Genomic DNA, 25,962 nt, shown 5'->3' on the forward strand with positions numbered 1-25,962 from the left:
GATCGATAGGGCAGCCCTTGGCCCGCAAGCCTTGCCGCCGCTTGCCGCCCCTGCTAAAGCGCGCGGCATGAGCACGCCCCTCGACCACATCCGCAATTTCTCCATCGTCGCCCATATCGACCATGGCAAATCCACGCTGGCCGACCGCCTGATCCAGTCCACCGGCGGGCTGGAGCTGCGCGACATGAAGGAGCAGGTGCTGGACTCGATGGATATCGAGCGCGAGCGCGGCATCACCATCAAGGCGCAGACGGTGCGGCTGAAGTACCGCGCCTTGAATGGCGAGGACTATATTCTAAACCTCATCGACACACCCGGCCATGTCGACTTCGCCTATGAAGTGTCGCGCTCGCTCGCCGCCTGCGAGGGCTCGCTGCTGGTGGTCGACGCCAGCCAGGGCGTCGAGGCGCAGACGCTCGCCAATGTCTACCAGGCGATCGACAACAACCACGAGATCGTCGTGGTGCTGAACAAGGTCGACCTGCCGGCCGCCGAACCCGAGCGCATCCGCGAGCAGGTCGAGGAGGTGATCGGCATCGACGCCTCCAACGCCGTGCTGATCTCGGCCAAGACCGGGCTCGGCATTCCCGACGTGCTGGAGGCCATCGTCCACCAGCTGCCGCCGCCGCGCGAAGGCGACGCGTCGGCGCCCTTGAAGGCGATGCTGGTCGACAGCTGGTACGACGCCTATCTCGGCGTCATCGTTCTGGTGCGCATCATCGACGGCGTGTTGAAGAAGGGCCAGACCATCCGCATGATGGGCACCGGCGCCAAATATCTTGTCGAGCGCACCGGCGTGTTCACGCCGGCCCGCATCAATGTCGACGAGCTTGGCCCCGGCGAGTTCGGCTTCTTCACCGGCTCGATCAAGGAAGTGGCCGACACCCGCGTCGGCGACACCATCACCGAGGACAAGCGGCAGACCGCGCATGCCCTGCCCGGCTTCAAGCCCGCGCAGCCGGTGGTGTTCTGCGGCCTGTTCCCGGTCGACGCCGCCGATTTCGAGGATCTGCGCGCTGCCGTCGGCAAATTGCGCCTCAACGACGCTTCCTTCTCATACGAAATGGAAACCAGTGCGGCGCTCGGCTTCGGCTATCGCTGCGGCTTCCTCGGCCTGCTGCATCTGGAAATCATCCAGGAGCGGCTGGAGCGCGAGTTCAACCTCGACCTGATCGCCACGGCGCCCTCGGTCGTCTACCGGCTGCTCCTCAATGACGGCTCGATGAAGGAGCTGCACAACCCGGCCGACATGCCCGACGTGGTGAAGATCTCGGCCATCGAGGAGCCGTGGATCCGCGCCACGATCCTGACCCCCGACGACTATCTCGGCGGCATCTTGAAACTCTGCCAGGACCGGCGCGGCATCCAGGCCGACCTCTCCTATGTCGGCAAGCGCGCCATGCTGACCTACGACCTGCCGCTCAACGAAGTCGTCTTCGACTTTTATGATCGCCTGAAATCGATCTCCAAGGGCTACGCCTCGTTCGACTATCACCTGACCGATTATCGCGAGGGCGACTTGGTGAAGATGTCGATCCTGGTCAATGAGGAGCCTGTCGACGCGCTCTCCATGCTGGTGCACCGCACGGCGGCGGAAAAGCGCGGCCGGCAGATGGTCGAGAAGCTCAAGGAGCTGATCCCGCACCATCTGTTCAAGATCCCGATCCAGGCCGCGATCGGCGGCAAGGTGATCGCCCGCGAAACCATCTCGGCGCTGCGCAAGGACGTGACCGCCAAAAGCTACGGCGGCGACGTCTCGCGCAAACGCAAGCTGCTGGACAAGCAGAAAGAAGGCAAAAAGCGGATGCGCCAGTTCGGCAAGGTGGATATCCCGCAGGAGGCGTTTATTCAGGCGCTGAAGATGGGGGATTGAGAAGCCGGTTGGCGCGCAAAGCGCGCCAAGTCATCGATCCGGTGGATCGATGACAGGCTTCGAAAGCGGGGGAGCTGCCGGAGGCAGCGGGCCCCCCGCCAGCGCTTAAACTGCGTAATAGTGCCCTAGTTTGAAATCGCTATTTCCTCAGGACACCAGGACGCGGTGTAATCGTCGGCCATAGCTTGGCGATCTGTCTACAGGCTCCGCGAATAGACCTGAGCCGGATTGCGTGGTCTGTGGCTGGGCCGATGCGCTCCCCTAGGCGGACATCGGCGACAAAGCAAAGGTCGCGGTCCGGAACGCCCATCTTCCCGTCCTGGGCTTCCAAGAGCATTTGCAGCAGAGCAACCATGTACCGGGCCATTTCACGCCGATGCTCGCCACGCCTGCGCTTGGTTTCGTCAAGCTTGCATCCATCCGGGTCGGGAGCCTTTGCGACGCGCAACAGCCCAGCACCTATGCGGTCGCGCCCACCACTCACCAAAAAATCAGGCCGGATAGAAACCAAAACACCTTCAATATCTATTGCATCAAATTGCGAAGGTTGGCTTAGCGCCATGGCCCTCGTCCCAAAGGCGTTTTCATGCCGCAGGAACAAGTCTATCGACTCGATGCAGCGCAAAGCTTCGTCTCGGGTTTTTGGCTTTACGTCCCATCCCGCCGCCCTTTGGTTTAACGCTTCCTTAACCCTATCGAGCGCGATTGTGTCGCGGCGGGGATCGCAATTGTATGCTCGTAGCGCTCGCATCGCATCGCCGTTCGCCGTGACAATTGGCGGCCGGGAAAATCGCGAGTCATGCAGGATTGTCTCTTGCCCGTCTGGTTGCAAAATCAAATACTCGGCAAGAGCGGTCGCTGACATTCGAGCCTCGCGCCGTTCGCGAACGGCAGGATGAAGAACTAGGGGTACGGCCATGGATGAAGACCTTTCGATTCAGTTGGACAATCACCGAACACTATGGCTTACCGAAATTTCCCGCGTGACCTTTGAAGCCCAAGCCCTTGACGATCTCGGCGGCGACGGCGGTGTTTTCGTCGTCTTGGAAGACAGTGCTGAAGGCAAATTTGACGTACTCGCGAAAGCCGCATCCGCTTGGGCGGGCCAAACCCTACTGACCTTGATTGCACAGGCGCTTTCACAGAAGCCCATGCTTTCCCTCGTTAGGTAGATTTTCCAATTCTGTGTTCATGGATTGTCGCCGCTCTTACGGCATTAATCGGCAGGAAAAGCTGTGGAGGTTGCATGTCAGCCTCCTTATTCGAAAAACGAGGTAGCTGAGGAAGACGGTTCCGACGTACCCTCAGCCACTAGGCCTCTATCGTCTCTCTCCGATTCAGGAATGAAGACCCAAGTTCTTCCTTCTCGGTGCACCGAACCCTCGTTCGACAGCCGGTAGAGAGTCATGCCGACTGTCTTCTCATGCATTTCGATACCCTGCGCCGAGACGAACTCTTTGATCTCGGACGCGCGGGCGCCCGCGTCACCTGCCTGCCGCAAGCGCTCCAGAACAATGTCTTTAATCTTTGGCGTATGTGATTCATCTACATTTCGGCTGTGGCCGGAGCCTTCGCCCTTGCCCGTGTCTTCGGTCTTGCTCTGCTGGCTTTCGCCTGACGCACCCGTTCGGCTCTCATTTTGTTCGCCCTTCGCAACTTCGAAGGCCGTGTTGTAGCGCTCGACACCAATCGCCTCTTTAACGATGTCCCACAACTTCCCTGCACCAGTGTCGAATCCGAAGACTGCCAAAGCCGGTCGAACATTTGCCATGATGGCTTGAGCGGCAGCCACACGTTCATTGGCGGCGGCGATTTCCCTTTCTGCCGCAGCTTTCAATTCCTGCGCCTCGAGCTGGCGAACCAGGATTGAGAAAACAGCCGCCTTTTCGTGTTCGCGTAGCTTGACCACCATCGTCCTACCATTTCGATTCTGTTTCTAACGCGAATGGGAAAAATAAGCAATCATGTCAGGAAATCATGTGTAGCATCACCGATGTGAATCAACAAAAGGAATCATTTCCACAGGTTGTCCACCGGTGCGCAAATGTCCCACGAAAGGCACCTTAGGATCACAGGCGCTTACCGGCGTGCTGGAATCCCAATGGCCCCGTTGCCACTGGTATCGCCCTTCACCAATATCCCACTTTGACGTATCCTCGCCCAACTTGGGGGAAACATCGCATGCGCACCACCTCCGACACCGTCGCCGCTCTCGGCCTGGCCATCGGCGGCGCCTTCGGCCTGGCGGGCACCTTCGTCGCCAGCGCTCCGTTGCGCGAAACGCTCTGGACGATCGACGGCGCGGCACTCGTGGTCGCGACCGCGCTGCTGACGATGAAATATCAGCGGCTGGGCAATGACTGCGTCGCCGCGGGCTTCCTGACCTTCCTGGCCGGCGAGACCTTGCTGATGGCCGGCAATGCGGCGGGGTTGGAGGCCAGCGTGCCCTCCTATGTCGGCGGCATCTCGCTTTGGGCGGCGGCACTGCTCATGGTCAGCGCGCCCACGACATTTGCCCTGTGGATGCGGCTCACCGCGCTGGTGGCCGCCGTGCTGTTTGTCGTCTCGGCTTGCATGATCCTGTGGGGCGCGCCCTTGCTGCCGACCTCGGCGCCGCTGCCCGCCGCCGGCTATCCGTTCCTGGTGCTGACTTTTATCGGGTGGATCTGGACGCTGATGAGGGATGAGCGGTGAGCGGGAGGCGGTCTTCCTTCCCCCCTTGTGGGGGAAGGTGGATTGCCGCGGAGCGGCAAGACGGATGAGGGGTGCTCCAGCGGAGTGAGGCGTTGGTGGTTCGATCTCGTAATTGTGTGACGTTATCGCCAAGCTGGAACACCCCTCATCCGTCTCGGCGCTGGCGCGCCGATCCACCTTCTCCCGCAAGGGGAGAAGGGAAGAACGCGCTTAACCGTCGCTGATCGCCCGCTCGCCGGTAATACAACACAACGGTACGAAACCGTACCAAGTTCCCGGCTCGGTTGCTCGTGCAATATCGGACCGGTACACAAATCGGGCGGCGGACCTGAACAAGGTCGCTGGGTGGCCGGCGCGGGCTCAGGCAATTGTCACACGGCATCGCGCCGGCCATTTCCCCAAGAGGGGCCTGCGCCAAATATAGTCGGCAAAGCCCGATGCTGGCGGCGCTTCTCCATTGCAATAACGGCAATCAAGCGGACCGGATGCAGGCTGGAGCCGGAATGCTCTTCCCGGCGAATCGGCTGCCGTTCGTCCTATGGTGGACATGAAAATCATTCGCCACGGCAAGAAGAGCCATAGAATTCGACCCATGCGTATTCCCAAAAGTGGCTTTCCGTGATTGTCTGACTTGCGCAGGGCTACTAAAGCGCACCGCGCTTGAACGGATTCAGGCGACGCGCCTCAGTTCTTTGTTTCCAGTGCATGTCGTTCTCCCAGAAATCGAAGTCATTTTTGGGCTCCAAGCATTGGGCAGGTCAAGTCAACCAAGGGGGGATGAACGTGGCTAAAGGAACGCGCAAAGCACCCAGGAAACGCACATTCGATGCACTTCCCGATACTGTCGATTTCAGGGACACTATTTTTGTCCCGACACTCATACGCGTGGCGCCGGTCTCGGATCTGGCGACGTATCGATCCCATCGCATTCCAGTGCTCAACCAGGGCAGCGAAGGGGCCTGCACGGGCTTCGGGCTCGCCACGGCGGCGAACTATCTGTTGCGTGTCCGCGGCGAGAACCCGAACGCGGACGAGGTGAGCGCCTGGATGCTCTACACCATGGCCAAGCGCTACGATGAATGGCCCGGCGAAGACTATGCCGGATCCAGCGCGCGCGGCGCCATGAAGGGCTGGTTCAAGCATGGGCTTTGCGCCATGACCCTGTGGAAGGAGAAGGTGCCGGACCCCAAATTGAGCTCCGAGCGGTCGGCGGATGCGATCCGGCGGCCGCTCGGTGCGTATTTTCGCGTCAATCACAAGGACCTGGTCGCCATGCACTCGGCGATCAGCGAAGTCGGCGTGCTCTACGCGACAGCGGCCGTGCACGAAGGCTGGCAGCAGGTTGGCAAGGGCGATGCGGCGATCACGTTCCGGCCGGGAACCATCGGCGGCCATGCCTTCGCCATCGTGGGATACGATTTGCGCGGCTTCTGGATCCAGAACAGCTGGGGACCCGATTGGGGCGAAGGCGGGCTTTCGAACCTCTCCTATGCCGACTGGCTGGCCAACGGCAAGGACGTCTGGGTGGCCGCACTGGGGGCGCCCATCGATCTCGGGCCGCCCGTCGCCACTGCAATGATGCGCGCCGGTGCCCCGCGCAGCTATGAAAGCCAGGTTTACGCCGATCTGCGGCCCTATATCATCACCTCCAAGAACGACGGCATCCTCGATAGCAAGGACACCTATGGGCTGACCGAGGACGGGCTCAAGACACTGATGACCGAGCGTATGCCGGCGGCGATGAGCACATGGCGGACCAAGCGTGTCCTGCTCTATGCGCATGGCGGGCTGGTTCCTATCGATTCCGCGATCCAGACCGTGGCCAACAACCTTGGCCCCTTGCTCAAGGCCCAGGTCTATCCATTGTCGTTCATCTGGCGCTCCGACGTGTGGAGCACCATCCGCGACATCCTCCAGGACTCGATGACAAGGCGCCGCGACGAGGGCATCCTCGACAAGGCCAAGGATTTCATGCTCGATCGGGTCGACGACATGCTCGAGGTCGTCGCGCGAAATCTCGGCGGCAAGGCGCTTTGGGACGAGATGAAGAAAAATGCCGAGCAGGCCTCCAGCCAGAAATACGGGGCCGCGAGGCTGGCTGCCGGCCATCTCATCGACCTCGCGGGCAAGATCGATGAAATCCACCTGGTGGGCCATAGCGCGGGAGCCATTTTTCTCGCGCCGCTGGCGGCGAGATTGGGCAAGGCGGGCGTCAAGATAAAGAGCGTCAGTCTTTGGGCGCCGGCCTGCACGCTGAAGCTGTTCAATACGGTATACAAGCCGCTGATCGAGAGGGGCGTCATAGAGGCGTTCGACCTCTATACGTTGGATGACGCCACCGAACAGGACGACGACTGCGCCAATATCTACCACAAGTCATTGCTCTATCTGGTCAGCAATGCCTTTGAGGACCGGCCGCATATTCCGGGCATACAAAGCGGCGTTCCGCTGCTGGGCAGGGAGGTTGACGCGGGCGCGATCCCAAAAGATTTCTGGAAGAAGCCGGCGCGCAAATGGCTGATATCACCAGGCAGCGCCAGCCACGCGCGCCATCACGGCGATTTCGACAATGATGACACCACGCTGCGTTCGACGTTGAAGCGCATCGTCGGCTCCACGGTATCGCCGCCGACGCTGCCGCCGACACCGCCGGCACTGGTGCAATCGCGTGAGGCGCGCATCCAATACCGTCAAAAACTGGACGTGGCCCTGCGGCGCTAGACCGGGCTTGCTCGCATGCCCGGTCATGACTGGTGACCTGCGGATGGGAACCCGCAGGCCCTTATGCCTGTCGCCCAAAAGTGAGCTCGGCGGGCGTGTCAGGACTGGATCCAAACCTTCTCGAAATGCTGTTCCAGCGCCTGGTGCTGTTCGCAGCCTTCGACGCCCTTGCGGTAGGTGCGGTAGACCGAGCGCCAGTAGGGTTGGATGATGATGCCTGAATCGCGCAAATTCTTCTCGATGCCGGCCATGATCTCCTTGCGCGCCTTGGCGTCGGGGGTGGCCAGCGCCTTGTCCAGCAGCTCGTCGAACTCCTTGCTGGCGTAGGCGCTTTCGTTCCAGGCGGCGCCCGACTTGTAGGCGAGCGCCAGCACCTGGACGCCGAGCGGGCGGCCGAGCCATTCGGTGCAGGAAAAGGGGTATTTGCTCCAGTCGTTCCAGAAGGTGGCGGCGGGCAGCACGGTGCGCTTGATCTTCAGCCCGGCCTCGCGCATCTGCGCGGCGATCGCGTCGCCGGTGCTCTTTTGCCATTCGACATCGACGGAGATGAGGTCGTATTCGTGGTCCGCCTTGCCGGACTCCGCCAGCAGCTTCTTGGCCGCCTCCACATCACGCTTGGCGGGGCCGATATCGGCATATTCGGGATGCATGGGGCCGACATGGTGGTTATCGGCGGGCTTGCCGCGCCCATCGAGGCCGAGCTTCAGCACGGCGGCATTGTCGACGGCGAGCTGGGCGGCGCGGCGCAGCTTGACGTCCTCATAGGGCGCATTGCCGACATTGAAGCGGGCGACGATGGTGGAGCCGGTGGCGATCTCGGAATTCTTGAGCCCCATCTGGTCGGTCTGCGAGACGGCATCGGAAGCGGTCTCGTGGTCGGTGTCGATCTCGCCCGATTCGAACGCCGACAGCATGGCGTTGGGGTCGGAGCCGTAATCGACCCATTTGATGCCATCCAGGTAGAATTCGCCCTTCCACCAGGGCTTCGACTTGCGCTTCACCTCGGCGCCGGTTTCGGCATCCCAGCTCACCAGCTCGCAGGGGCCGGTGGTGATGGCCAGCGCCTTCATGGGATCGCCGTCGCCGTCATAGGAGCGGTGCATGATCAGCGCCGGATAGTCGGCCATGCCGGCGATCAGCGAAATGTCTGGCTTCGGCAAATTGAGCTTGATGGTGAAGTCGTCGACCTTCTCGATGCCGCCATCGACCGCCTTCTTGGTGTCGGCGTTGACCAGCGCGCCCATGCGCGCGGCGACCGAATTGCCGGCCACGCCCGCCTCGCACCAGCGGGTGAGGTTGTGGACGACATCGTCGGCGTTGAAGGCATCGCCGTTCGACCACGAAATGCCCTTGCGCACATGCAGCGTCAGCGTCCTGGCGTCGTCACTCATCTCCCACTTTTCGAGCAGCCAGGGCTCGAACGAGAAATCAGTGTTCCAGCGCACCAGATATTCGTTGCAGTGGCGGGCGACATTCGACATTTCCACGCCGTCGAAGGTGCGCGGGTCCTTGAAACCCTTGACGTTCATGGCGACACGCAAGGTGCCGCCCTTCTTCGGCTCGGCCGCGCGGGCCGGGGTTGGGGCGAGACCGCCGAGCGCCAGCGCACCGGCGGCGCTGACCCCGAGGCCAGCCATGAGCGCCAGATATTCGCGGCGGTTGATGCCGCCCTTCCTGAAATCGTCGGCGACGGGCCCGGCTTGCGGGTGCAGTTTGCGGTCGGTCAGCATGAATTTCATGGTCATTCCCCTGTTGTTGAGCGTTCCGGCCGGTCGCCACGCGGGGGGCTGCGACCGCCGGGGGCGCCATTTGCTGGTGGGAATGATAGGGCTGGGTGACGCCAGGGAGTGTTCTGGAATCCGCAGGAGTTATGCGGTGCTCCGCAGGGGGTGATTGTGGCGTGAGAGTCAATCCCGACCGCCGATTCCGTCACGTCTGGCCCGCGGCTTCGCGTTCACCAGCGGCTTCCCCCACTCCGTCTCGGCTTCGCCGAGCCACCTCTCCCCCCTCCGGAGGGAGAGGAAGGGCGCCAAGGTCGGCAAGCTCGCGCCTTTCCTCTCCCCCGTCGACCGGGGGAGAGGTGTCGAGCGCAGCTCGACGGAGTGGGGGTCGACCCATGGCTCGGTCGTTGTATTTCGATCAGAACGGTGCCGCCTATGGCTGCTGGCCCGCCAGCGTTGCAACGTAGAAGCATCCAACAGAAAACCCGGCGCGAGGCCGGGTTTTCCAAAACGTCCGCTCAGGCTGAAATCAGCTGACCTGGGTCTTCGAAGCCGCGGCCTGGTCCTCGGCCATCTTCTGCTGGAACATCTGCGCGAAATCGATCGGGTCGAGCATCAGCGGCGGGAAGCCGCCATTGCGGGTCGCCTCGGCGATGATCTGGCGGGCGAAGGGGAACAGCAGGCGCGGGCATTCGATGAACAGGATCGGCAGCATGTGCTCCTGCGGGAAGCCGGAAATGGCGAAGACGCCGCCATAGACCAGCTCGACGTTGAACAGCACTTCCTGGTCGAAGGAGGCCTTGGCGTTCAGCGTCAAATTGACGTCGAACTGCTTGTCGGAGAGCGGGTTGGCGTTAACGTTGACGTTGATGGCGATGCCGGGCGCCTTGTCGCGGCCGCGCAGCGAATTGGGCGCGCCGGGGCTTTCGAAGGACAGGTCCTTCACATATTGGGCCAGGACGTTGAGCGACGGCTGCTGCGCCGCGTTGCCGTTTCCGTTGGCCGCGCCGACCGGCGCGTCATCATTGCTGGCCATGAGCCTTTTCCTTTTGCCTGGGCAGCGTTGCTGACCGAATTGAAATCGGGCGTTCGCTACCATGGTCGGCATGACAAGACAAGGTTTGCCGCCTTCGGGTGCGGGGCGATGGCTGCCCGTCCTCCGCAGCCGTTGAGGAAGGGCTCCCTTCCTCTTCCCCGTCGATCGGGGGAGAGGTGTCGAGCGAAGCTCGACGGAGTGGGGGTCGACGTTGGCGCAAGGCGGGCAATGCTTGCGCCTTGGTCCCTTTTCAATCCGTTCGTGGCGCTTGCCACGTGGTTCCCCCACTCCGTCTCGGCTTCGCCGAGCCACCTCTCCCCCCTCCGGAGGGAGAGGAAGGAGCCTGGCTGGGGCGGCGCTGGCCGGTCATAACAAATCAGAACGCTGCAGCCGCTGTCTCAATCGTCCTTGAGCCGCCGCCAGGGCGAATTGTGATCCGGGCCGCGCTTCAAATCGTCCTCGCGCGAATAGTCGCCGTCGTCGAGGTCGATGACCTTGTCGCGCTGGCGTCCGCGAAAACCGCCGGTCGAGAAATTGGTGGCGACGACGATGCGGCCCTTGAGCCGGCTCCAGGCAAGGTCGCGCACCGGCGGCAGGAACAGCAGCAGGCCGATGATGTCGGTGATGAAACCCGGGATGATCAGGAGGATCGCGGCGACCACGATCATGGCGCCATGGGCGAGCTGGCGGCTGGGATCATGGCCGTCGTTCATCTCGGTGCGGATGCGCGACATGACGCCGAAACCCTGGTGCCGCAGCAAAAGCACGCCGGCGAGGCTGGAGGCCAGCACCAGGCCGACCGTCGCCAGCGCGCCGATCTCACGGCCGACGATGACGAAACCGGCGATTTCCAGCAGCGGAAGTGCGAGAAGAAAAAGGGGAAGCAGCGAAATGCGCAAGTCTTGCCAATCTTTCGGTGGTTTTGGTCGTTTTCGATGTTTTGCCCGCTGGCGACCAATCGCCGCTGGCACTAGGGCTGTTAGATAGGTATGCCTGCCTTTGATTTGAATGATTGCGCCTTGCGTTCTATATGCTTTGAATGTTGAACGCTATGCGACCGTGGGCTTGCGGGCCGGGCGGTCCGGCCACGAGGCAGGGATTGATTGGCGGAAGATATGGGATTCTTCGACTTCGGCACGATTTTCTTCCTGATCGCGGCGGTGGTGATCTTCTTCCAGCTGCGCAATGTGCTGGGCCGTCGGACCGGTAGCGAGCGGCCGCCTTTCGATCCCTATACCGCGGCGCGCACCGGCGACAAGGACGCCGCCCAGAAGCCCGAGAACGTGGTGTCGCTGCCGCGCAAGCGGCTGCCGGGCGAGCCGGCAGCACCCGACGCCTATGCTGCGATCGATGCCTTCGCCAAGCCGGACACCGACCTCAACAAGGGCCTGCGCACGATCAAGGACAATGATCCGTCCTTCGATCCCAAGGGTTTCGTCGACGGCGCCAAGATGGCCTACGAGATGATCGTCATGGCCTATGCCGATGGCGACCGCAAAACGCTGAAGAACCTTCTATCGCGCGAGGTTTTCGACGGCTTCGTCGCCGCGATCGGCGAGCGCGAGGCCAAGTCGGAGAAGATCCAGTCGTCCTTCGTCGGCATCGACAAGGCCGATATCGTGTCGGCCGAGATGAAGGGCGGTGAGGCGCATGTCACGCTGCGTATTATCAGCGAGCTAATCTCGGCGACGCGCGACAAGGCCGGCACCGTCATCGACGGCGATCCCGAAACCGTGGCCGAGGTCAAGGATGTCTGGACCTTCGCCCGCGACACGCGCTCGCGCGATCCGAACTGGAAGCTCGTCGCCACCGAAGAAGAAGACTGAGCCCAGATAAAGGCGGGGGCTCCGGTGTCGCTATCGCCCTCCTTCGTGGCCAAGTCTTTTGAAGATCTCCCCGGCTGGGGCGACGACGACCATCCATCGGCCTTCGAGGTCTTTCGCCGTTCCGCCTTCCACGTCCTGTCCAAGCCCTATCGCAGCGGTGCGCTCGGCGTCGATTTCGGCGCCTTCGCGGAGGCCTATGCCGAGGCGCGCAGCGTCTCTTCCCTGAACGGGGCGCAGGCCCGCACGTTCTTCGAACGCCATTTCGTGCCCATGCTGGTGCGGGCCGAGACCGGCCTCGTCACCGGCTTCTACGAGCCGCAGGTCGAGGCGTCGCCGGTGCGGACGGAGCATTTTTCCGTGCCGCTCATGTCGCGGCCGGCCGATCTCGTCGATGTCGGCGACGCCAACCGGCCCGACGGCATGGACCCTTATCTGGCCTTCGCGCGGCGGACGGTGGACGGGCTGGCTGAATATTTCGACCGTGGCGCCATCGAGCGCGGTGCGCTCGCCGGCCAAGGGCTGGAGATCGCCTGGCTGGCCGACAAGGTCGATGCCTTCTTCATCCATGTGCAAGGGGCGGCGCGGCTCGCCATGACCGACGGCCGGCTCTGCCGCGTCACCTATGCCGCCAAATCCGGCCAGCGCTTCACCGGGCCTGGCAAGATCCTGAGCGAGCTCGGCGAAATTCCGCTCGCCGAGGTGACGATGCAGTCGATCCGCGCCTGGTTCAAGGCGCATCCGGACCGTGTCGACGAGATCCTGTGGCAGAACCGCTCCTATATCTTCTTCCGCGAGGCAGCGGTGGATGACGCAGGCCTTGGCCCGATCGCCGCCGCCAAGGTGCCGCTGACGCCCGGCCGATCGATTGCCGTCGACCGGCTGCTGCACACATTCGGCACGCCCTTTTACATCGACGCGCCGACGCTCACCGCTTTCGACAAAAGACCGTTCCGGCGGCTGATGATCGCGCAGGACACCGGCTCGGCCATTACCGGGCCGGCGCGCGGCGATCTGTTCGCCGGTTCGGGCGATGCCGCCGGCGAGATCGCCGGCGTGGTGCGCAACGCCGCCGACTTTTTTGCGCTGGTGCCGCGCCCGCTGATCGGGGGCGCGCGATGAGTAGGCGCCCAGATAGGCTCAGCGAGGATGACCGCGTGCTGTGGAACCTGGTGGCGCGCTCAGCCAAGCCGCTGAAGGGCAGAACCGCCGTCGACATTCCAGACATTGCGCTGGAAGCCAGGCCGACGCCGTCGCAACCGGCCCAGCCCGCCACCAATGCCGCCGGTTCCGCAAAGCCGAAGGCACAGCATGTCACGCACCGCCTCGACGACCCGACGCTGGACAAACTGTCGAAGGGCCGGCTGCCTATCGAGGGCCGCGTCGACCTGCATGGCATGACGCAGGACGAGGCCTATTCGCTGCTGTTCTCGTTCCTGCACCGGGCACATGCCGGCGGCATCCGCTATGTGCTGGTCATCACCGGCAAGGGGTCGTCCTCAGGCGGCGACGGCGTGCTGCGGCGCGCGGTGCCGGCCTGGCTGTCGACGCCGGCATTCCGGCCGCTGGTCTCCAGCCACGACCATGCGGCCCGCAACCATGGCGGTTCGGGCGCGCTCTATATCAGGCTGCGGCGGGTGCGCTCGTGAGGCCCGAAGCCACGGGGCCGGGCGCATGACCCCGTTCGGCGAGAAGCTGCGGGCGCTCCGAAGCGAGCGCGGCGTCAGCCAGAAGGACATGGCGGCGGCGATCGGCGTCAGTGCGGCCTATCTGTCGGCGCTCGAGCATGGCCGGCGCGGCGCGCCGACCTGGACGCTGATCCAGAAGATCATCGGCTATTTCAACATCATCTGGGACGATGCCGAGGAGCTGGCGCGGCTGGCCGAGGCCTCGCATCCGCGTGTCAGGCTGGACACGTCGGGCCTGAGCCCGGCCGCCACCGAGCTCGCCAACCTTTTGGCCGAGAACATCGAAAAGCTCGACGAGGCGGAGCTGCGCAACATCACCGCGTCGATCCGCAGGGCGCTCGGCCGGCGGCCGTAGCGGGTTTTGTGGGGATTCCGCGGCGGCTGTGCATTCGTCTCGACGCAAAACAGCGCCCGCCGACAACAGCCGGCGGGCGCTGCAGCGAGATCAATTCTTGCCGGCAGTGCTGCCGCCGCCATTGCCGCCCCTGCCGCCATTGCCTTGATGGTCACGGCCACCATTGCCGCCGCCCAGGCATTCCGACGTGCCAGCGCCGCAACAGCGGCCGGCCCAAACGTCGTTGTTTTGCGTGTTGGCACAGCTTGGAACGGTCTGGCCAGCCAGAGCGGATCCGGCCAGGCCCGACAGCGCGACGGCGGCGAGGAGGGTGTTACGCAGAAAAGCAGTCATTTGAAGTCTCCATGTTTGGTTTCGGTTCACGGCTGTGTGTCGCCGGCCGGACCGAAATGGTTCATGGAGGTGCGGAAATTTTTGTAACGGCTCGAGGAACCTCCTCGCTTTCGTCATCCACGGGCGGAGCGGGAGCGAAGCGGACGCGCAGACCCTCGGATGACGAAGCAACGCGTGCGACCACCCAGGAGGGCCGCGAAACCTACTGCACCGACCCGACCAGGACCTGCTGGCCACCGCGGATCGAGACCCAGCGGCCGGTGTTGTCGATTGCCTGCCGCTTGAGGAAGCGATAGCCGGTCTGGTCCCATGGCCTGACCTTGTCGGTCAGATTGTCGAGCACATAGTCGCCCCCGTCGGTGCGCACCGTCAGCACGGCGTGCCCTTCGCCGTCGGGCTTGCGCACCACGGTCATCAGGAGGTTGGCCAGCGAGACGCCCATGCGGGAGAGCTGGCGGCGCTTTTCCAAGACATAGTCCTCGCAATCGCCGACGCCCCTGTCGGGATAGGCCCAGACCTCGTCCTTGCCGTAGATGTCCATGTCGCTCATCGGCTTGACGGCGGCGTTGACCCTGGAGGTGACATTGACCAGCTTGCGCATCAAGCCGTCGGTCAAGGCGGCGGGCGCCAGCCTGGGCGGACGGATCGAGCATTCACCGGGATGCAGCCTGCAGAAATCGTAGTGGCCGATCGGCTGCGAGGTAAGACCCCCCGTCGCCATTGCTCCGGCCGCCAAAGCCGGCGCCACCCAGCCTCCCGTTACTGCCAGCCCGGCTGCTGCCGCGCACGCGCGCAGCCTTCGCGCCATCGTTGAGGAATTCATTGTCCCCGCTCACCCTGTTGTTAACGAAAAGTTAAGGGCGATTTACAGTCCGTGTCAATTACGACGACGGTCTGATTTGCAGCATGGTTACCCGCGGGGAGGAACAGCGTCTATTGTGCAACAGAATCGGGCTTGTGGCCGGCCTTTGCGCCTATTGGTCCGGATTCCGGCGGCCGCCGCCGCTTTTTTTCGTCTTTTGAAGTCGTTGCGGAGGCAAAACCGGTCAACGGTCTTGCAGCGATTGCCTATCGCTTGGCGGTGCGGACCAGCTTCGGCTTGACCGCTACCCGGGTCTGGCGGCCATAGCTGGTGATGAAATCGACGATGCGCGGCACGATCTCGGAGCGGAAACGCGAGCCGTTGAAGACGCCGTAATGGCCGACCGCAGGCTGCATGTAATGCGCCTTCCTGTCGGCCGGGATGTTGACGCACAGATCCTGCGCCGCCTTGGTCTGGCCAAGGCCCGATATGTCGTCGTTCTCGCCCTCGACGGTGAACAAGGCGACGTTGCGGATGACGGACGGATCGATCCTCGTGCCGCGATGCGTCATCTCGCCCTTGGGCAAGGCATGGCGCACGAAGACGGTGTCGACGGTCTGCAGGTAGAATTCCGCCGTCAGGTCCATCACCGCCAGATATTCGTCGTAGAAATCGCGGTGCTTCTCGGCATTGTCGCCGTCATGCTTCACAAGGTGCATGAAGAAGTCCTTGTGGGCGATAATGTGGCGGTCGAGGTTCATGCTCATGAAGCCGGACAGCTGCAGGAAGCCCGGATAGACCTCGCGGCCGAAGCCCGGCACCGGCCAGGGCGCTTGCATGACGACATTGTCGCGGAACCAGTCGATGCCCTTTTCCTCGGCCAGCAGGTTGACCGCGGTCGGGTTGCGGCGGGTGTCGATCGGGCCGCCCATCAGGGTCATGGTCGAGGGCACGAAAGGATCGCCCTTGGCTTCCATCAGCGCCACCGCGGCCAGAACCGGCACGGAAGGCTGGCATACGGCCATCACATGCGTGTCCGGACCCAGCGTGTGCAGCATATCGATGACGTAGTCGATATAGTCGTCGAGATCGAAGCTGCCGTCCGACAGCGGCACCATGCGGGCATCGACCCAGTCGGTGATGTGGACATCGGCGTAGGGCAGCATGGCTTCGACCGTGCCGCGCAGCAGCGTCGCGTAATGGCCCGACATCGGCGCCACGATCAGAAGCTTCGGATCCGGCCGGCGCCCGGCGGGAACCGCGCGCTCGAAGCGGACGAGATTGCAGAACGGCTTCGACCAGACGGTCTTTTCGGCGACCGCGACGCTTTTCCAGTCGACCACGGTCTTGTCGAGGCCGAAGACCGGCTTGCCGTAGCGGCGCGTGGTGCGCTCGAACAGTTCGGCGGTTGCCGCGATGGAACGGCCCCAGGGCGTATGCGAAAACGGATTGAGCGGGTTGGAATAGAACAGCCGCACCGCGTCGGCGTAAAGACGCGCGGGCTGCAAGGCGGCGTGGTTCATTTCATAGAGCTGGTAGAACATCGAGAACCCCGCTGCTGCCACGACCGAAGGGACGACGAGCCGCGCCGAGCCTAAATGTCTCGCGGCGAAGTTAACAACTAATTGCTGCGATGCAATACGTCACGTGGCGTGATCTATGCCCTTCTTTCGTCCAAGGCTTGGGAATCGGCCCTGAACGGGGCGAGCCGGCTCAGTGTGCGGCTGCGAAGGCGGGTCTTGCTGGGCCCGGCCTGTGCCGGACCCAGATATCTCAAACGCGTGCCATGCAGACGGCGGTGTGGCCGGAGCCGATGAAGCCGAGCTGGCCGGCCGCGCCCTTCGACAGGTCGAGCACGCGTCCCTTGATGAACGGGCCGCGATCGTTGATGCGCACGACCACGCTGCGGCCGTTGTTCTTGTTGGTCACCCGCAGCTTGGTGCCGAAAGGCAGTGTGCGGTGGGCCGCGGTCAGCGCCGATGGGTTCATACGCTCGCCCGATGCGGTCCTGGAGTGCAGGGCATACCACGAGGCACGGCCACACTGAGCGGCAGCGGTCGCCGAGGTTGCGGAAGCGCCGACCATCAGGCCAGCAGCGATCGTTACCGCGACAATCGCGGTCTGTTTTGTGTTCTTCATATTTGGGGGAAGGCTCCGTTTTTGACAGACCCCAGCCGTTAGGTGCGAAATAAGGCAGGAAATGCGGCAGTCATCTGGCAGTTCCATGGCAAGAGCACACGTTTGGAGTCGCCGGGTAACAGTCTGTCAGGGATTTCTTGGCGAGATTTGATCAATTCGCGATGATCTTTTCGCTGCTATGCGAGATCCGTTTGACAATATCCGGGATTAATCTCCAAGTAGAAATCGTCAGGATTGAGCCACTTCCTTTGGCTCTTTCATCGTGGTCACGGCGCCACGAGCGATCGACTGGGAAAGCGAGATCCGTCAATGAGACCGACCAAAAATCTGCTGGCCAAAAATCTGCTGGCCTTGATCGTGCTGGCCATCGGCGCGCTGTGGTCGCTGCAAGGCATCGGCGTGGTCGGCGGCAGTTTCATGAGCGGCCAGTCGCAATGGCTCTATATCGGCATCGCCGCCATGCTGGTCGGCCTGGGCGGGCTGGTATGGGCAAACCGGCAGGGGTGAGTTGCGACGAAAGGGTCGACCCCCACTCCGTCGAGCTGCGCTCGACACCTCTCCCCCGATCGACGGGGGAGAGGAAAGGCGCGAGCTTACGCAGGCTGGCTCCTTTCCTCTCCCTCCGGAGGGGGGAGAGCGACTGTCTGGGGTGTCAAGTTGCATTTGCGAACTCGGCTCGCGCATCGCGTGCTTTTGCATTGAGGATGACGAGGAGTTTTCGGGCGAGTGCGATGCGGATGAGCATTTTGGACTTTCCGGCCTGTTGCAACCGCTGAGCGAACGCTTTGAGATGGGGATCGAACTTGGCCACGATGGCCGCGACGATGAAGAGGATGCCTCGCGGCCCGGCGCGTCCGCCGCGCACATGCCTGTTGCCGGCCCGCCTGCCGCTGTCATCTGCGATGGGGGCGAGGCCTGCCAGCTTAGCGATGGCTTTGTTGGAGATGAGGCCGATCTCAGGCAGTTCGGCCATCAGGCGGGCGACGGTGCGCCCGGCCACCCCCTTGAGCGAACGGAAGGCCCGCTCCAGCCTGGCCCACAGCGGATCGTCGTCGATCATCGAGGCAATCTCGCCTTCCAGCCGTCGTTGCTCGCGCTTGAGGAAGGCCAGCATGGCCTCGATGCTGGCGCATGTCTCGGCGTCGCGTGCGGCACTTCTGCGCTGCTTGTTGATGGTCGCATCGCCGACAACCTGGCAAAGCCGCGCAACCAGTGCGGCGAGCCGCTGCTGGGCAGCGCTCGGCGGTGGCGTGGGGACCGTCTTCTTGACTTCGCTGTAATGGGCGATGACAGCAGCGTCGATCCGGTCGGTCTTTTCCAGATAACCCATCGCCTCGGCGAAGCGACGCACGCTCTTGGCATTGACCACGCCGCACGGCATGCCATGCGCCCACAAAAGCATGAACCCCAGCCTCTCATAGCCGCCCGACGCCTCCATCACCGCCATTGCTGCGCCGTGGCCACGGCAGAACAGCCAAAGAGCTGCGATGCCCGTCGCGTCATTGGCGAAACGCTCTGCCGCACCGCCTGGCCAGACATGCGCGTCCAGCCAATCCTTCGAAACATCAACTCCACAAATGATCTTGTTCACGGTAACCTGCCTTGTGCGTACGGTTGGAACCAAGCGACTGTTCGGTCGTGCGTGACGAAGGCGAAGATCCCAAGCTCTCCCGCGGCTGTAACCTCAGGTGGTACGGGCGACTTCGCCAAGCCAAGGTCCGGGCGGCCGCCCGGACCTTGGCTCAATCGCTTCAATCCCACGAAATCGCTCTCGTGTAGATACAAGGTGGCTCGGCGAAGCCGAGACGGAGTGGGGGAAGCTCGCCAGTCGCGCAGCCGCTGCAAGACGGACCTAACCGAACAGCCGGTCAGCGCATCCTGCTCTCTCACTGCGACCAATATTGCCAGGCCCAGTAGAAACTTTCGTCGCGTGGCGGCAGGCGGTCGCGCCCGGACTGGAGCCGGACGGGTGCGGGCGAGCGGGGGGCGTCACGCCTGGCCTCCTCGTCATTGGACGCAAGGCCCAGCAGCCAATTGCCGAAATGGGCGAACAGCACGGCGGTGGAATGGGTCATCGTCGTTCTCCTTTCGCTTTTCATTCGCGTCCCGCCCACGGGACGAACACGCGCTCGATCCTGCGGATGGTGAATTCGAGCACGAAGGCGATGGCCGCGATCACCAATATGCCCATCACCACGACGTCGGTGACCAGGAACTGGGCGGCCGACTGAATCATGAAGCCGAGCCCGCGCGTCGCCGCCACCAGTTCGGCAGCGACCAGCGTCGACCAGCCGGCGCCGAGCGCGATGCGCAGGCCGGTCAGGATCGAGGGCAGCGCGCTGGGCAGGATGACGTGGCGGACCACTTGCGCATGCGTGGCACCCAACGAGCGCGCAGCGTTGATGCGCTCCTGCGAGACGCCGCGAACGCCGGAGGCGGTCGACAATGCAACCGGCGCCAGCATGGCGATGGTGATCACCAGGATCTTCGACGGCTCGCCGATGCCGAACCAGATGATGACCAGCGGCAAGTAGGCGAGCGGCGGAATCGGCCGCAGGAATTCCAGCAGCGGATCGAAGATGCCGCGTCCGACCGTGCTGATGCCAATGGCGAGGCCAACCGGCACGCCGACGAGGATGGCCGCGATCAGCGCGGCAAACACCCGGCCAAGGCTGGCGACGGCATGCTGGGCGAGCGTCGCGTCGACGAAGCCGTCTCGGATAACGACGATGAACTTGTTCCACACGGCGAGCGGCGAGGGCAGGAACACCGGCGACACCAGCTGCAGCCGGGCCGACAGCGCCCATAGAGCCAGCACCGCCAGGATGGTGACCGCGCTGACGATGCGGGCCGAGACGCCCGTCCGCTTCGGGCTCGGCCTGGACCACGGCACCGACAGGCCGTCGGCCTCCTCGATGCGGGAGCCGGGCCGCTCGCTGTAGGAGGAAATGGTCATGCCGTCTCTCCTTCGAAGATGGCGTCGGTCAGTTCGCCGCGCGCGGTGGCAAAGGCCGGATCGGCCTTGATGGCGCGGATGGACTCGCCCGACGCGTAGCGCCTGGAGAAGCCGGGCTCGAAGGTCCGCACCACGCGGCCCGGTCCGGGCGCCAGCACGACGATGCGGGTGGCGAGCACCAGTGCCTCCTCGATGCCGTGCGTCACCATCAGCACGCCGACATCACTTGCCGTCCAGAGATCGAGCAGCGTCGTCTGCATGCGTTCGCGCGTCAGCGCATCGAGCGCGCCGAGCGGCTCGTCGAGCAGCAGGAATTCGGGTTCGGCGGCGAGCGCCCGGGCCAGTCCAACACGCTGGCGCATGCCACCGGAAAGCTCCCAGATGCGCTTGTCGCCAGCGCCGTCGAGCTTCACCAGCGCCAGAAGCGCGTCGGCGCGCCGCGCCCGTTCCACCGGCTGCACGCCACGCAGCCTGAGGGCGAAGGCGACATTCTCGCGCGCGGTCAGCCACGGGAACAGCGCATCGTTCTGGAACACCACCGCCCGGTCCGAACCGGGCGCCGTGATCGGACGGCCATCGATCGTGGCCGTGCCGCGCGCCGGCGCGACCAGGCCGGCCGCGACATTCAGCAGCGAGGTCTTGCCGCAGCCGGAACGGCCGACGAGGACAACGAAGTCGCCCTTGGCGACGTCGATCGACACCCGCTCCACGGCTGGTGCCGGCTGGCCGTCATAGTGGACCGAGACCTTGTCCAGTACGAGATGGGGGTCGAGCACGAGATGCGGCATGGGTCCTCGCAAATTTGAGGGAAATCCGCCTGCCCCGAAATCCATTTCATCAGCGGTTTCGGGGCAGGCAACACGCAGCGTCGGGAAGAAGCGCGCGTGTCTGGTTGAGCGCTAGAGCAATTCCAGGAAAAGTGTGAAGCGGTTTTCCGTCCGGAATTGCGTCAAAACAAAGAGTTAGAGCAGTTCACCGTTTCCGTTAAACGGTGGGCTGCTCTAGTTCGAGGCCTGCGCTTCGGTGACGTATTTCGATGTCACGTATTTCGAATAGTCGGGCAGCACGGCGTCGACCTTGCCTTGCTCCTTGAGGAAGGCGGACGCCGCCGCGATCGCCTTGACGGTGCCGCCGCCGAGGAATTTGTCGGAGGCCTGCTCTTCCAATGTCGGGAAGACATAGCCCTTCAACAGCTCCGGCACTTCTTCCAGCTTGGCGCCGGTGAGCTTGGCGATCTTTTCGGCCTGCGGCGACGACGCCGACCAGGTGTCCGGCTTGGCGAGGTACTCGGCATAGGAAGCGCCGGTCACCTTGACGAAGTCGCGCACCGCTTCCGGGTTCTTCTCGGCGAAGTCGGTGCGCACGATCCAGGCGTCGAAGGTCGGCGCGCCCCAGGCGGCGACCTGCGAAGAGTCCACAACGACCTTGCCCGACGTCTTGATCTGGCCGAGCGCCGGGTCCCAGACATAGGCGGCATCGATGTCGCCACGCGCGAAGGCGGCGGCTATTTCCGGCGGCCTGAGATTGAGGATCTCGACCGATTTCGGGTCGACATTCTCATGCTTCAGCGCGGCGAGCAGGCTGTAATGCGTCGTCGAGACGAACGGCACGGCGACCTTCTTGCCGGCGAGGTCGGCGACCTTCTCGATGCCGGCGCCGTTGCGGGCGACCAGCGCTTCGGATTGCCCGATCAGGCCGACGACGAAGATGGTCTGGATCGGCAGTTCGCGGCCGGCCGCCGCCGCCAGCGGGCTCGAACCGACATAGCCGATGTCTACGGAACCGGATGCGACCGCGGCGATGACATCGGCGCCGGAATCGAACTTGCGCCAGTCTATTGCCGCCTTGGTCGCCTTTTCATAGGCGCCATCGGCCTGCGGCACCTTGGAGGGCTCGACCACCGTCTGGTAGCCGATGGTGATCTTGAGGTCCTGCGCCATGGCCGGACCGAGGAAGGCGGCGCCGGCAAGGGCCGCCGACGACAGGAGAAGGATGCGTCGCGAAATGGTGGACATCAAAGGGCTCCATGAAACACGAGAAAACCGGATTGCCCCATGATAGTCAGCTAATTCTATCGTTCTTGTAGAGTTAAATCCTTCCAACGAAGGCGGATTTGTTGGAAAAAAGCTATCGGTGGCGCGGTGCCGAAGCGGACATGGCGGCTGTGGCGCGCCCGTCGTCACATCGCGGCACTGCCTCGGGCAGCGAAATCATCGAACTTGAGCCGCCGCTGTCCACCGAACGGTGGACGACGCGAAATCCCTTTTGTGGTGGCCTACCGCCAATGGCGGAACGTTGGTTTCCCGCCTGGCAGCGCTAGCGGAAGTCATTGAACTTCAGTCAGCTGGACGTGGTGTCCGTAAAGAAAAAGGGTAGATGATGCCGATAGAAAATTTGTTAGCTGAATTTGCGCCCGATGGAAACGGAGGTTTAGTCGTAATATGCGAGCAACCCGGCGGAGGATGTATAGTAATACATCGTGTAGCTTCTGCTAGGGAAAATGTCGACTATTTCGTTTCACCAGACAAGAATGGCGCATTGTTTGCGGCAGATCTGGCTCAACTAACAGAGAACATCAACGAGCTATTTCGAAAAACGCAGGAAGCGAGGTTAGATAGGAACGCGAAGTTGGGAATACTATACACGCCAAGAGGCTGGATGCCGGTCTGGAAATATGAAAACTCGGATCACGCCCCACATCATAGGATAGAGCATAGGTTTTCCTACGATTCACTAAGCAATGAGGAAAAAGAAAAGCTCTTTTGGCTTGGGAGGCCTGAGTAACTACGGTGCGCTCGAGCAACGCTCTGCCCCTATGTTGGGGGCGAGCGGCACGCAACCCATCCACGCGCCGCCACTTACGTCTGTGAAGCGGAACTGTTCGGTCCCGCCGCACGCGCGAAGACAAAAATCTCATTGGAGATCAAGAAGGCGTCGCTGGCCAGCGTGATCGAGCAGGTTGGCTTGCGGGTCGGCCTGCCTATGGAGCCATACCAGCTAGGGGCGCGGCGAGCGACGCGGCAAGCTGAACCAGCTCCGCCTGCCGCCGCACGCCGGTCTTCTCGAACAGCCGCAGCAGATGCGTCCTGACTGTGCTGCGGCCGATGTCGAGGACATCGGACGTCTCCTCAACCGTGCGGCCGGCTGCGATCTGCTCGAAGACGCGCGCCTCGGCCGGCGTCAGGCCGAACAGCGCCGCGACCAGCGCGGTTGGCGCGACAAAGGGCGTATCGGCCCGGGCCACGAACACCGCCGCGACCACGCTGGCATCGAACGCTCCACGCCCCGGACGCAGCGGCAGCACATGCAGGGCTCCGGCCGAGCCGTCCTTCCAGCGTATCGGAACTCCCAGCCCCTTGCGGCCGATGGCGCTTTCGTCCTGCGCCGCCTGCGATACCGCGACGGCCAGTGCGCTGGACACGGCCGACACGCCGGCGATGAGAACGCCGTTGCGGATGTTGAGGAGGTCGCCTCCGGCGACGAGCTCATGCGCCGCCGGATTGGCATGCACGACACGCAGATCCGCGGTGGTGAGGAAGATCGGTGCTGTCAGCGTGTCGAGCACCGTCTCGAAGTCGACCGGGCGATCGCCGCCATGTCGAGCAGCCGGTTGATCGTCGCGGCGCGCTGCAGGTGCGGGATCAACAATCGGGCGGCCTCGATCTCATGGTCACCGATCGGCTCCACGCTCTCGTGACGGCCAAGGCCCAGCGACCCAAAACCACGCTCGTCGCGAGCGAGCCCCAGCCCCATGACATCGACCAACCCCCGCGGCTTGGCCCACTCCAGCGAGTAGCGGTTGGTCGTACTCGCCTCTGGATTGACGCGGCTCATCACCGCGGGCTGATCCATCGGCAGCGCCAAAAGCATCGCCAGCCCACCCCACTGGTCGGTAATGTCAACGGCGTAGTCCGCGATCCGGTCGACGTAGTCCTGCGGCATGTTGCTGGTCACGTTGAGCAGCACTTCGCCCGACGGCAACGCTTGCAGGTTGAGGGCCGCGTTCTCGAAATCGAGCGCGATGCGGATCTCTTCAATGGCGACGGACCAGCGCGAGGGATCGATCGCGGCGTCGTAGATCAGCCCTATCAGTTCGGACAACCGAGCCATCGAGAGAGGAGAACGCATCGCCACCACCCTTGCCGCACTGCAAAAAAATTGACTGCATGATCCGCAAGTCTCCAGTTTCCGATGGAGATTGTCGCCTGCTCATAGCCGGTCAGACGCTGGCGGCTACGGGCGACGCGAGCGACGCGGCGAGCTGAACCAGCTCGACCTGCCGCCGCACGCCGGTCTTCTCGAACAGCCGCAGCAGATGCGTCCTGACCGTGCTGCGGCCGATGTTGAGAACATCGGAGGTCTCCTCAACCGTGCGGCCCGCCGCGATCTGCTCGAAGACGCGCGCCTCGGCCGGCGTCAGGCCGAACAATGCCGCGACTAGCGCGGTCGGTGCGACAAAGGGTGTATCCGCGCGTGCCACAAACACCGCGGCGACCACGCTGGCATCGAACGCCCCGCGCCCCGGGCGCAGCGGCAGGACATGCAAGGCTCCAGCCGAGCCGTCGCGCCAGCGCATTGGAACTCCCAACCCCTTGCGACCGATGGCACTCTCGTCCTGCGCTGCCTGGGAAACCGCGACGGCCAGCGCGCGGGACACGGCGGAAACGCTGGGAGTGAGAATCCCGTTGCGGATGTTCAGCAGCTCGCCCCCGGCGACAATCGCATGCGCTGCCGGATTGGCATGCACGACATGCAGATCCGCGGTGGTGAGGAAGATCGGTGCTGTCAGCGTGTCGAGCACCGTCTCGAAGGTCGACCGGGCGATCGCCGCCATGTCGAGCAGCCGGTTGATCGTCGCGGCGCGCTGCAGGTGCGGGATCAACAAGCGGGCGGCCTCGATCTGCAGATCGCTGATGGGAGGGGCATCGACATGGCGACTGAAGGACAGCGAGCCGAGACCACGCCCATCCCGCGCGAGCGGCAGTGCCAGGGAATCGATCATGCCTTGCGGTCTGCCGAGCTCCACAAAATAGCGGTTCGTCGTGGTGTCGAGGTTGGGATTGAGCTGGCTCAACACCGCCGGCCGATCCATCGGCAGCGAGCCTACCACCGCCATGCCACCCCATAGCTCGACGATTTCAGCGCCGTAGCTGACCATCTGGTCGACATAGGGCTGCGGGATGTTGCTGGTTACGTTGACCAGCACCTCGCCCGACGGCAACGCTTGCAGGCGGATGGCGGCGGTCCCGAAGCCAAGCGCGATGCGCATCTCCTCGATCGCGACGGGCCAGCGAGAGGGATCGATCGCGGCGTCGTAGATCAGCCCGATCAGTTCGGACAACTGAGCCATCGAGAAAGCAGAGTGCATCGCACCATCCCTTGCTGCATGGCAGCAAAATGAACGCATGATCCGGATCGGGCAAGCCCTGTCATCTCACAAGGGAGATGGTGATCCAGTCTTTGGCGGTACCATCGGGCTTTGGCCGTCGCTATCCACCGAATGGTGGAAGACGCGGTATTTTCTTTGTGTTCGTTTGCGCCCGTCGGGTGCTGCGGTCCTGCGCGGAATTCGAGGGCATCGGTGTTTTGCAAGGCGACTGCTGTCGGGGGACGACAGCACGAACGGTCGGTAGCGCACTGCTTTATTTCAGCCCAGCCATGGCCGGAGCCTCTCCACCGGCCTGGCCATCGCGCGGGACCGCGAGCCGGCGAGACTTGGTTGATCATTTGGCAATGAGGCGAGGGCTTTGGGCGTGATTGCGGAAACGAGCGAACGGGCGAGCATACCGGAAGACGCCATTGCCGGGACAAGGATCAGAAC

Annotated in this window: 26 protein-coding genes; 9 read left to right on the top strand and 17 right to left on the bottom strand. The window is 63.3% G+C overall.

Annotated features, from left to right (window positions below; genetic code table 11):
- The first annotated feature begins 67 nt into the window (after positions 1-67).
- The gene (gene lepA / locus MESOP_RS04240) at positions 68-1,873 is read left to right on the top strand and encodes a translation elongation factor 4 (RefSeq protein ID WP_013892089.1); all 1,806 of its coding nucleotides are present in this window, start codon (positions 68-70) and stop codon (positions 1,871-1,873) included.
- Positions 1,874-2,012: 139 nt separating this feature from the next.
- Here the strand turns inward: lepA and MESOP_RS04245 are convergent, their stop codons facing one another.
- Complete coding sequence (locus MESOP_RS04245) at positions 2,013-2,738, bottom strand: hypothetical protein (protein ID WP_013892090.1); 726 nt, start codon at positions 2,736-2,738, stop codon at positions 2,013-2,015.
- A 52-nt stretch (positions 2,739-2,790) separates the two neighbouring features.
- Here MESOP_RS04245 and MESOP_RS04250 point away from each other — a divergent pair, with 52 nt between their 5' ends.
- A complete protein-coding gene (locus tag MESOP_RS04250) occupies positions 2,791-3,045 on the top strand; it encodes a hypothetical protein (RefSeq protein ID WP_013892091.1) in 255 nt (84 codons plus the stop codon).
- Positions 3,046-3,131: 86 nt separating this feature from the next.
- Here MESOP_RS04250 and MESOP_RS04255 read toward each other — a convergent pair whose 3' ends face one another.
- On the bottom strand, positions 3,132-3,785 hold the full coding sequence (locus tag MESOP_RS04255; RefSeq protein ID WP_041163990.1) for a hypothetical protein: 654 nt from the start codon (positions 3,783-3,785) through the stop codon (positions 3,132-3,134).
- Positions 3,786-4,054: 269 nt separating this feature from the next.
- Here MESOP_RS04255 and MESOP_RS35525 point away from each other — a divergent pair, with 269 nt between their 5' ends.
- Entirely contained in the window at positions 4,055-4,567 is a 513-nt protein-coding gene (locus MESOP_RS35525; RefSeq protein WP_013892093.1) for a hypothetical protein, read from the top strand.
- A 777-nt stretch (positions 4,568-5,344) separates the two neighbouring features.
- Positions 5,345-7,288: a C1 family peptidase gene (locus MESOP_RS04265; RefSeq protein WP_013892094.1), complete on the top strand. Its 1,944-nt coding sequence runs from the start codon at positions 5,345-5,347 to the stop codon at positions 7,286-7,288.
- A gap of 98 nt (positions 7,289-7,386) precedes the next feature.
- Here the strand turns inward: MESOP_RS04265 and MESOP_RS04270 are convergent, their stop codons facing one another.
- The 3 genes from MESOP_RS04270 to MESOP_RS04280 all read right to left on the bottom strand — a co-directional run bounded on the left by MESOP_RS04270 (position 7,387) and on the right by MESOP_RS04280 (position 10,944).
- Positions 7,387-9,027: an ABC transporter substrate-binding protein gene (locus tag MESOP_RS04270; RefSeq protein ID WP_013892095.1), complete on the bottom strand. Its 1,641-nt coding sequence runs from the start codon at positions 9,025-9,027 to the stop codon at positions 7,387-7,389.
- A 511-nt stretch (positions 9,028-9,538) separates the two neighbouring features.
- Positions 9,539-10,045, bottom strand: coding sequence for a protein-export chaperone SecB (gene secB, locus MESOP_RS04275; protein WP_013892096.1), 507 nt, complete (start codon positions 10,043-10,045; stop codon positions 9,539-9,541).
- Between the two features lie 398 nt (positions 10,046-10,443).
- On the bottom strand, positions 10,444-10,944 hold the full coding sequence (locus MESOP_RS04280; protein WP_013892097.1) for an FxsA family protein: 501 nt from the start codon (positions 10,942-10,944) through the stop codon (positions 10,444-10,446).
- 216 nt (positions 10,945-11,160) lie between these two features.
- On the opposite strand from MESOP_RS04280, the gene MESOP_RS04285 reads away from it, so the two are divergent.
- Genes MESOP_RS04285 through MESOP_RS04300 form a run of 4 tightly spaced genes read left to right on the top strand, consistent with a single transcriptional unit; the run spans position 11,161 to position 13,911 of the window.
- A complete protein-coding gene (locus MESOP_RS04285; RefSeq protein WP_013892098.1) occupies positions 11,161-11,871 on the top strand; it encodes a Tim44/TimA family putative adaptor protein in 711 nt (236 codons plus the stop codon).
- 24 nt (positions 11,872-11,895) lie between these two features.
- Complete coding sequence (gene mltA / locus MESOP_RS04290; protein ID WP_013892099.1) at positions 11,896-12,990, top strand: murein transglycosylase A; 1,095 nt, start codon at positions 11,896-11,898, stop codon at positions 12,988-12,990.
- Entirely contained in the window at positions 12,987-13,517 is a 531-nt protein-coding gene (locus MESOP_RS04295; protein ID WP_013892100.1) for a Smr/MutS family protein, read from the top strand. Before mltA ends, MESOP_RS04295 begins: the two co-directional genes overlap by 4 nt.
- A 25-nt stretch (positions 13,518-13,542) precedes the next feature.
- A complete protein-coding gene (locus tag MESOP_RS04300; protein ID WP_013892101.1) occupies positions 13,543-13,911 on the top strand; it encodes a helix-turn-helix domain-containing protein in 369 nt (122 codons plus the stop codon).
- A gap of 90 nt (positions 13,912-14,001) precedes the next feature.
- Here the strand turns inward: MESOP_RS04300 and MESOP_RS04305 are convergent, their stop codons facing one another.
- From MESOP_RS04305 to MESOP_RS04320, 4 genes are all read right to left on the bottom strand, one after another.
- Positions 14,002-14,244, bottom strand: coding sequence for a hypothetical protein (locus tag MESOP_RS04305; RefSeq protein ID WP_013892102.1), 243 nt, complete (start codon positions 14,242-14,244; stop codon positions 14,002-14,004).
- A gap of 202 nt (positions 14,245-14,446) precedes the next feature.
- Positions 14,447-15,067, bottom strand: a complete 621-nt coding sequence (locus MESOP_RS04310) for a transglutaminase-like cysteine peptidase (protein WP_013892103.1) — start codon at positions 15,065-15,067, stop codon at positions 14,447-14,449.
- A gap of 245 nt (positions 15,068-15,312) precedes the next feature.
- Complete coding sequence (locus MESOP_RS04315; RefSeq protein ID WP_013892104.1) at positions 15,313-16,590, bottom strand: polyhydroxyalkanoate depolymerase; 1,278 nt, start codon at positions 16,588-16,590, stop codon at positions 15,313-15,315.
- A 229-nt stretch (positions 16,591-16,819) separates the two neighbouring features.
- Entirely contained in the window at positions 16,820-17,185 is a 366-nt protein-coding gene (locus tag MESOP_RS04320; RefSeq protein WP_013892105.1) for a septal ring lytic transglycosylase RlpA family protein, read from the bottom strand.
- Between the two features lie 309 nt (positions 17,186-17,494).
- Between MESOP_RS04320 and MESOP_RS35530 the strand changes: the two genes are divergently transcribed.
- Complete coding sequence (locus MESOP_RS35530) at positions 17,495-17,692, top strand: hypothetical protein (RefSeq protein ID WP_013892106.1); 198 nt, start codon at positions 17,495-17,497, stop codon at positions 17,690-17,692.
- A 145-nt stretch (positions 17,693-17,837) separates the two neighbouring features.
- Here MESOP_RS35530 and MESOP_RS04330 read toward each other — a convergent pair whose 3' ends face one another.
- From MESOP_RS04330 to MESOP_RS04360, 8 genes are all read right to left on the bottom strand, one after another.
- On the bottom strand, positions 17,838-18,776 hold the full coding sequence (locus MESOP_RS04330; RefSeq protein ID WP_013892107.1) for an IS110 family RNA-guided transposase: 939 nt from the start codon (positions 18,774-18,776) through the stop codon (positions 17,838-17,840).
- 295 nt (positions 18,777-19,071) lie between these two features.
- A complete protein-coding gene (locus MESOP_RS04335; protein WP_013892108.1) occupies positions 19,072-19,260 on the bottom strand; it encodes a hypothetical protein in 189 nt (62 codons plus the stop codon).
- A 20-nt stretch (positions 19,261-19,280) separates the two neighbouring features.
- Positions 19,281-20,141, bottom strand: coding sequence for an ABC transporter permease subunit (locus tag MESOP_RS04340; protein WP_013892109.1), 861 nt, complete (start codon positions 20,139-20,141; stop codon positions 19,281-19,283).
- Complete coding sequence (locus MESOP_RS04345; RefSeq protein WP_013892110.1) at positions 20,138-20,929, bottom strand: taurine ABC transporter ATP-binding protein; 792 nt, start codon at positions 20,927-20,929, stop codon at positions 20,138-20,140. Before MESOP_RS04345 ends, MESOP_RS04340 begins: the two co-directional genes overlap by 4 nt.
- A gap of 213 nt (positions 20,930-21,142) precedes the next feature.
- Entirely contained in the window at positions 21,143-22,156 is a 1,014-nt protein-coding gene (tauA, locus tag MESOP_RS04350; protein WP_013892111.1) for a taurine ABC transporter substrate-binding protein, read from the bottom strand.
- 965 nt (positions 22,157-23,121) lie between these two features.
- Positions 23,122-23,706: a helix-turn-helix transcriptional regulator gene (locus tag MESOP_RS32935; RefSeq protein ID WP_049802338.1), complete on the bottom strand. Its 585-nt coding sequence runs from the start codon at positions 23,704-23,706 to the stop codon at positions 23,122-23,124.
- Positions 23,691-24,269: a hypothetical protein gene (locus MESOP_RS32940; protein WP_150111174.1), complete on the bottom strand. Its 579-nt coding sequence runs from the start codon at positions 24,267-24,269 to the stop codon at positions 23,691-23,693. Before MESOP_RS32940 ends, MESOP_RS32935 begins: the two co-directional genes overlap by 16 nt.
- A 91-nt stretch (positions 24,270-24,360) precedes the next feature.
- Positions 24,361-25,482 carry a helix-turn-helix transcriptional regulator gene (locus MESOP_RS04360; protein ID WP_167313540.1) on the bottom strand — a complete coding sequence of 374 codons (1,122 nt, stop codon included), beginning with the start codon at positions 25,480-25,482 and terminating at the stop codon, positions 24,361-24,363.
- Positions 25,483-25,962 lie beyond the last annotated feature (480 nt).

Origin of the sequence: Mesorhizobium opportunistum WSM2075 (assembly GCF_000176035.2) — a bacterium.
In the GTDB taxonomy this organism is placed as follows: Bacteria; Pseudomonadota; Alphaproteobacteria; order Rhizobiales; family Rhizobiaceae; genus Mesorhizobium; species Mesorhizobium opportunistum.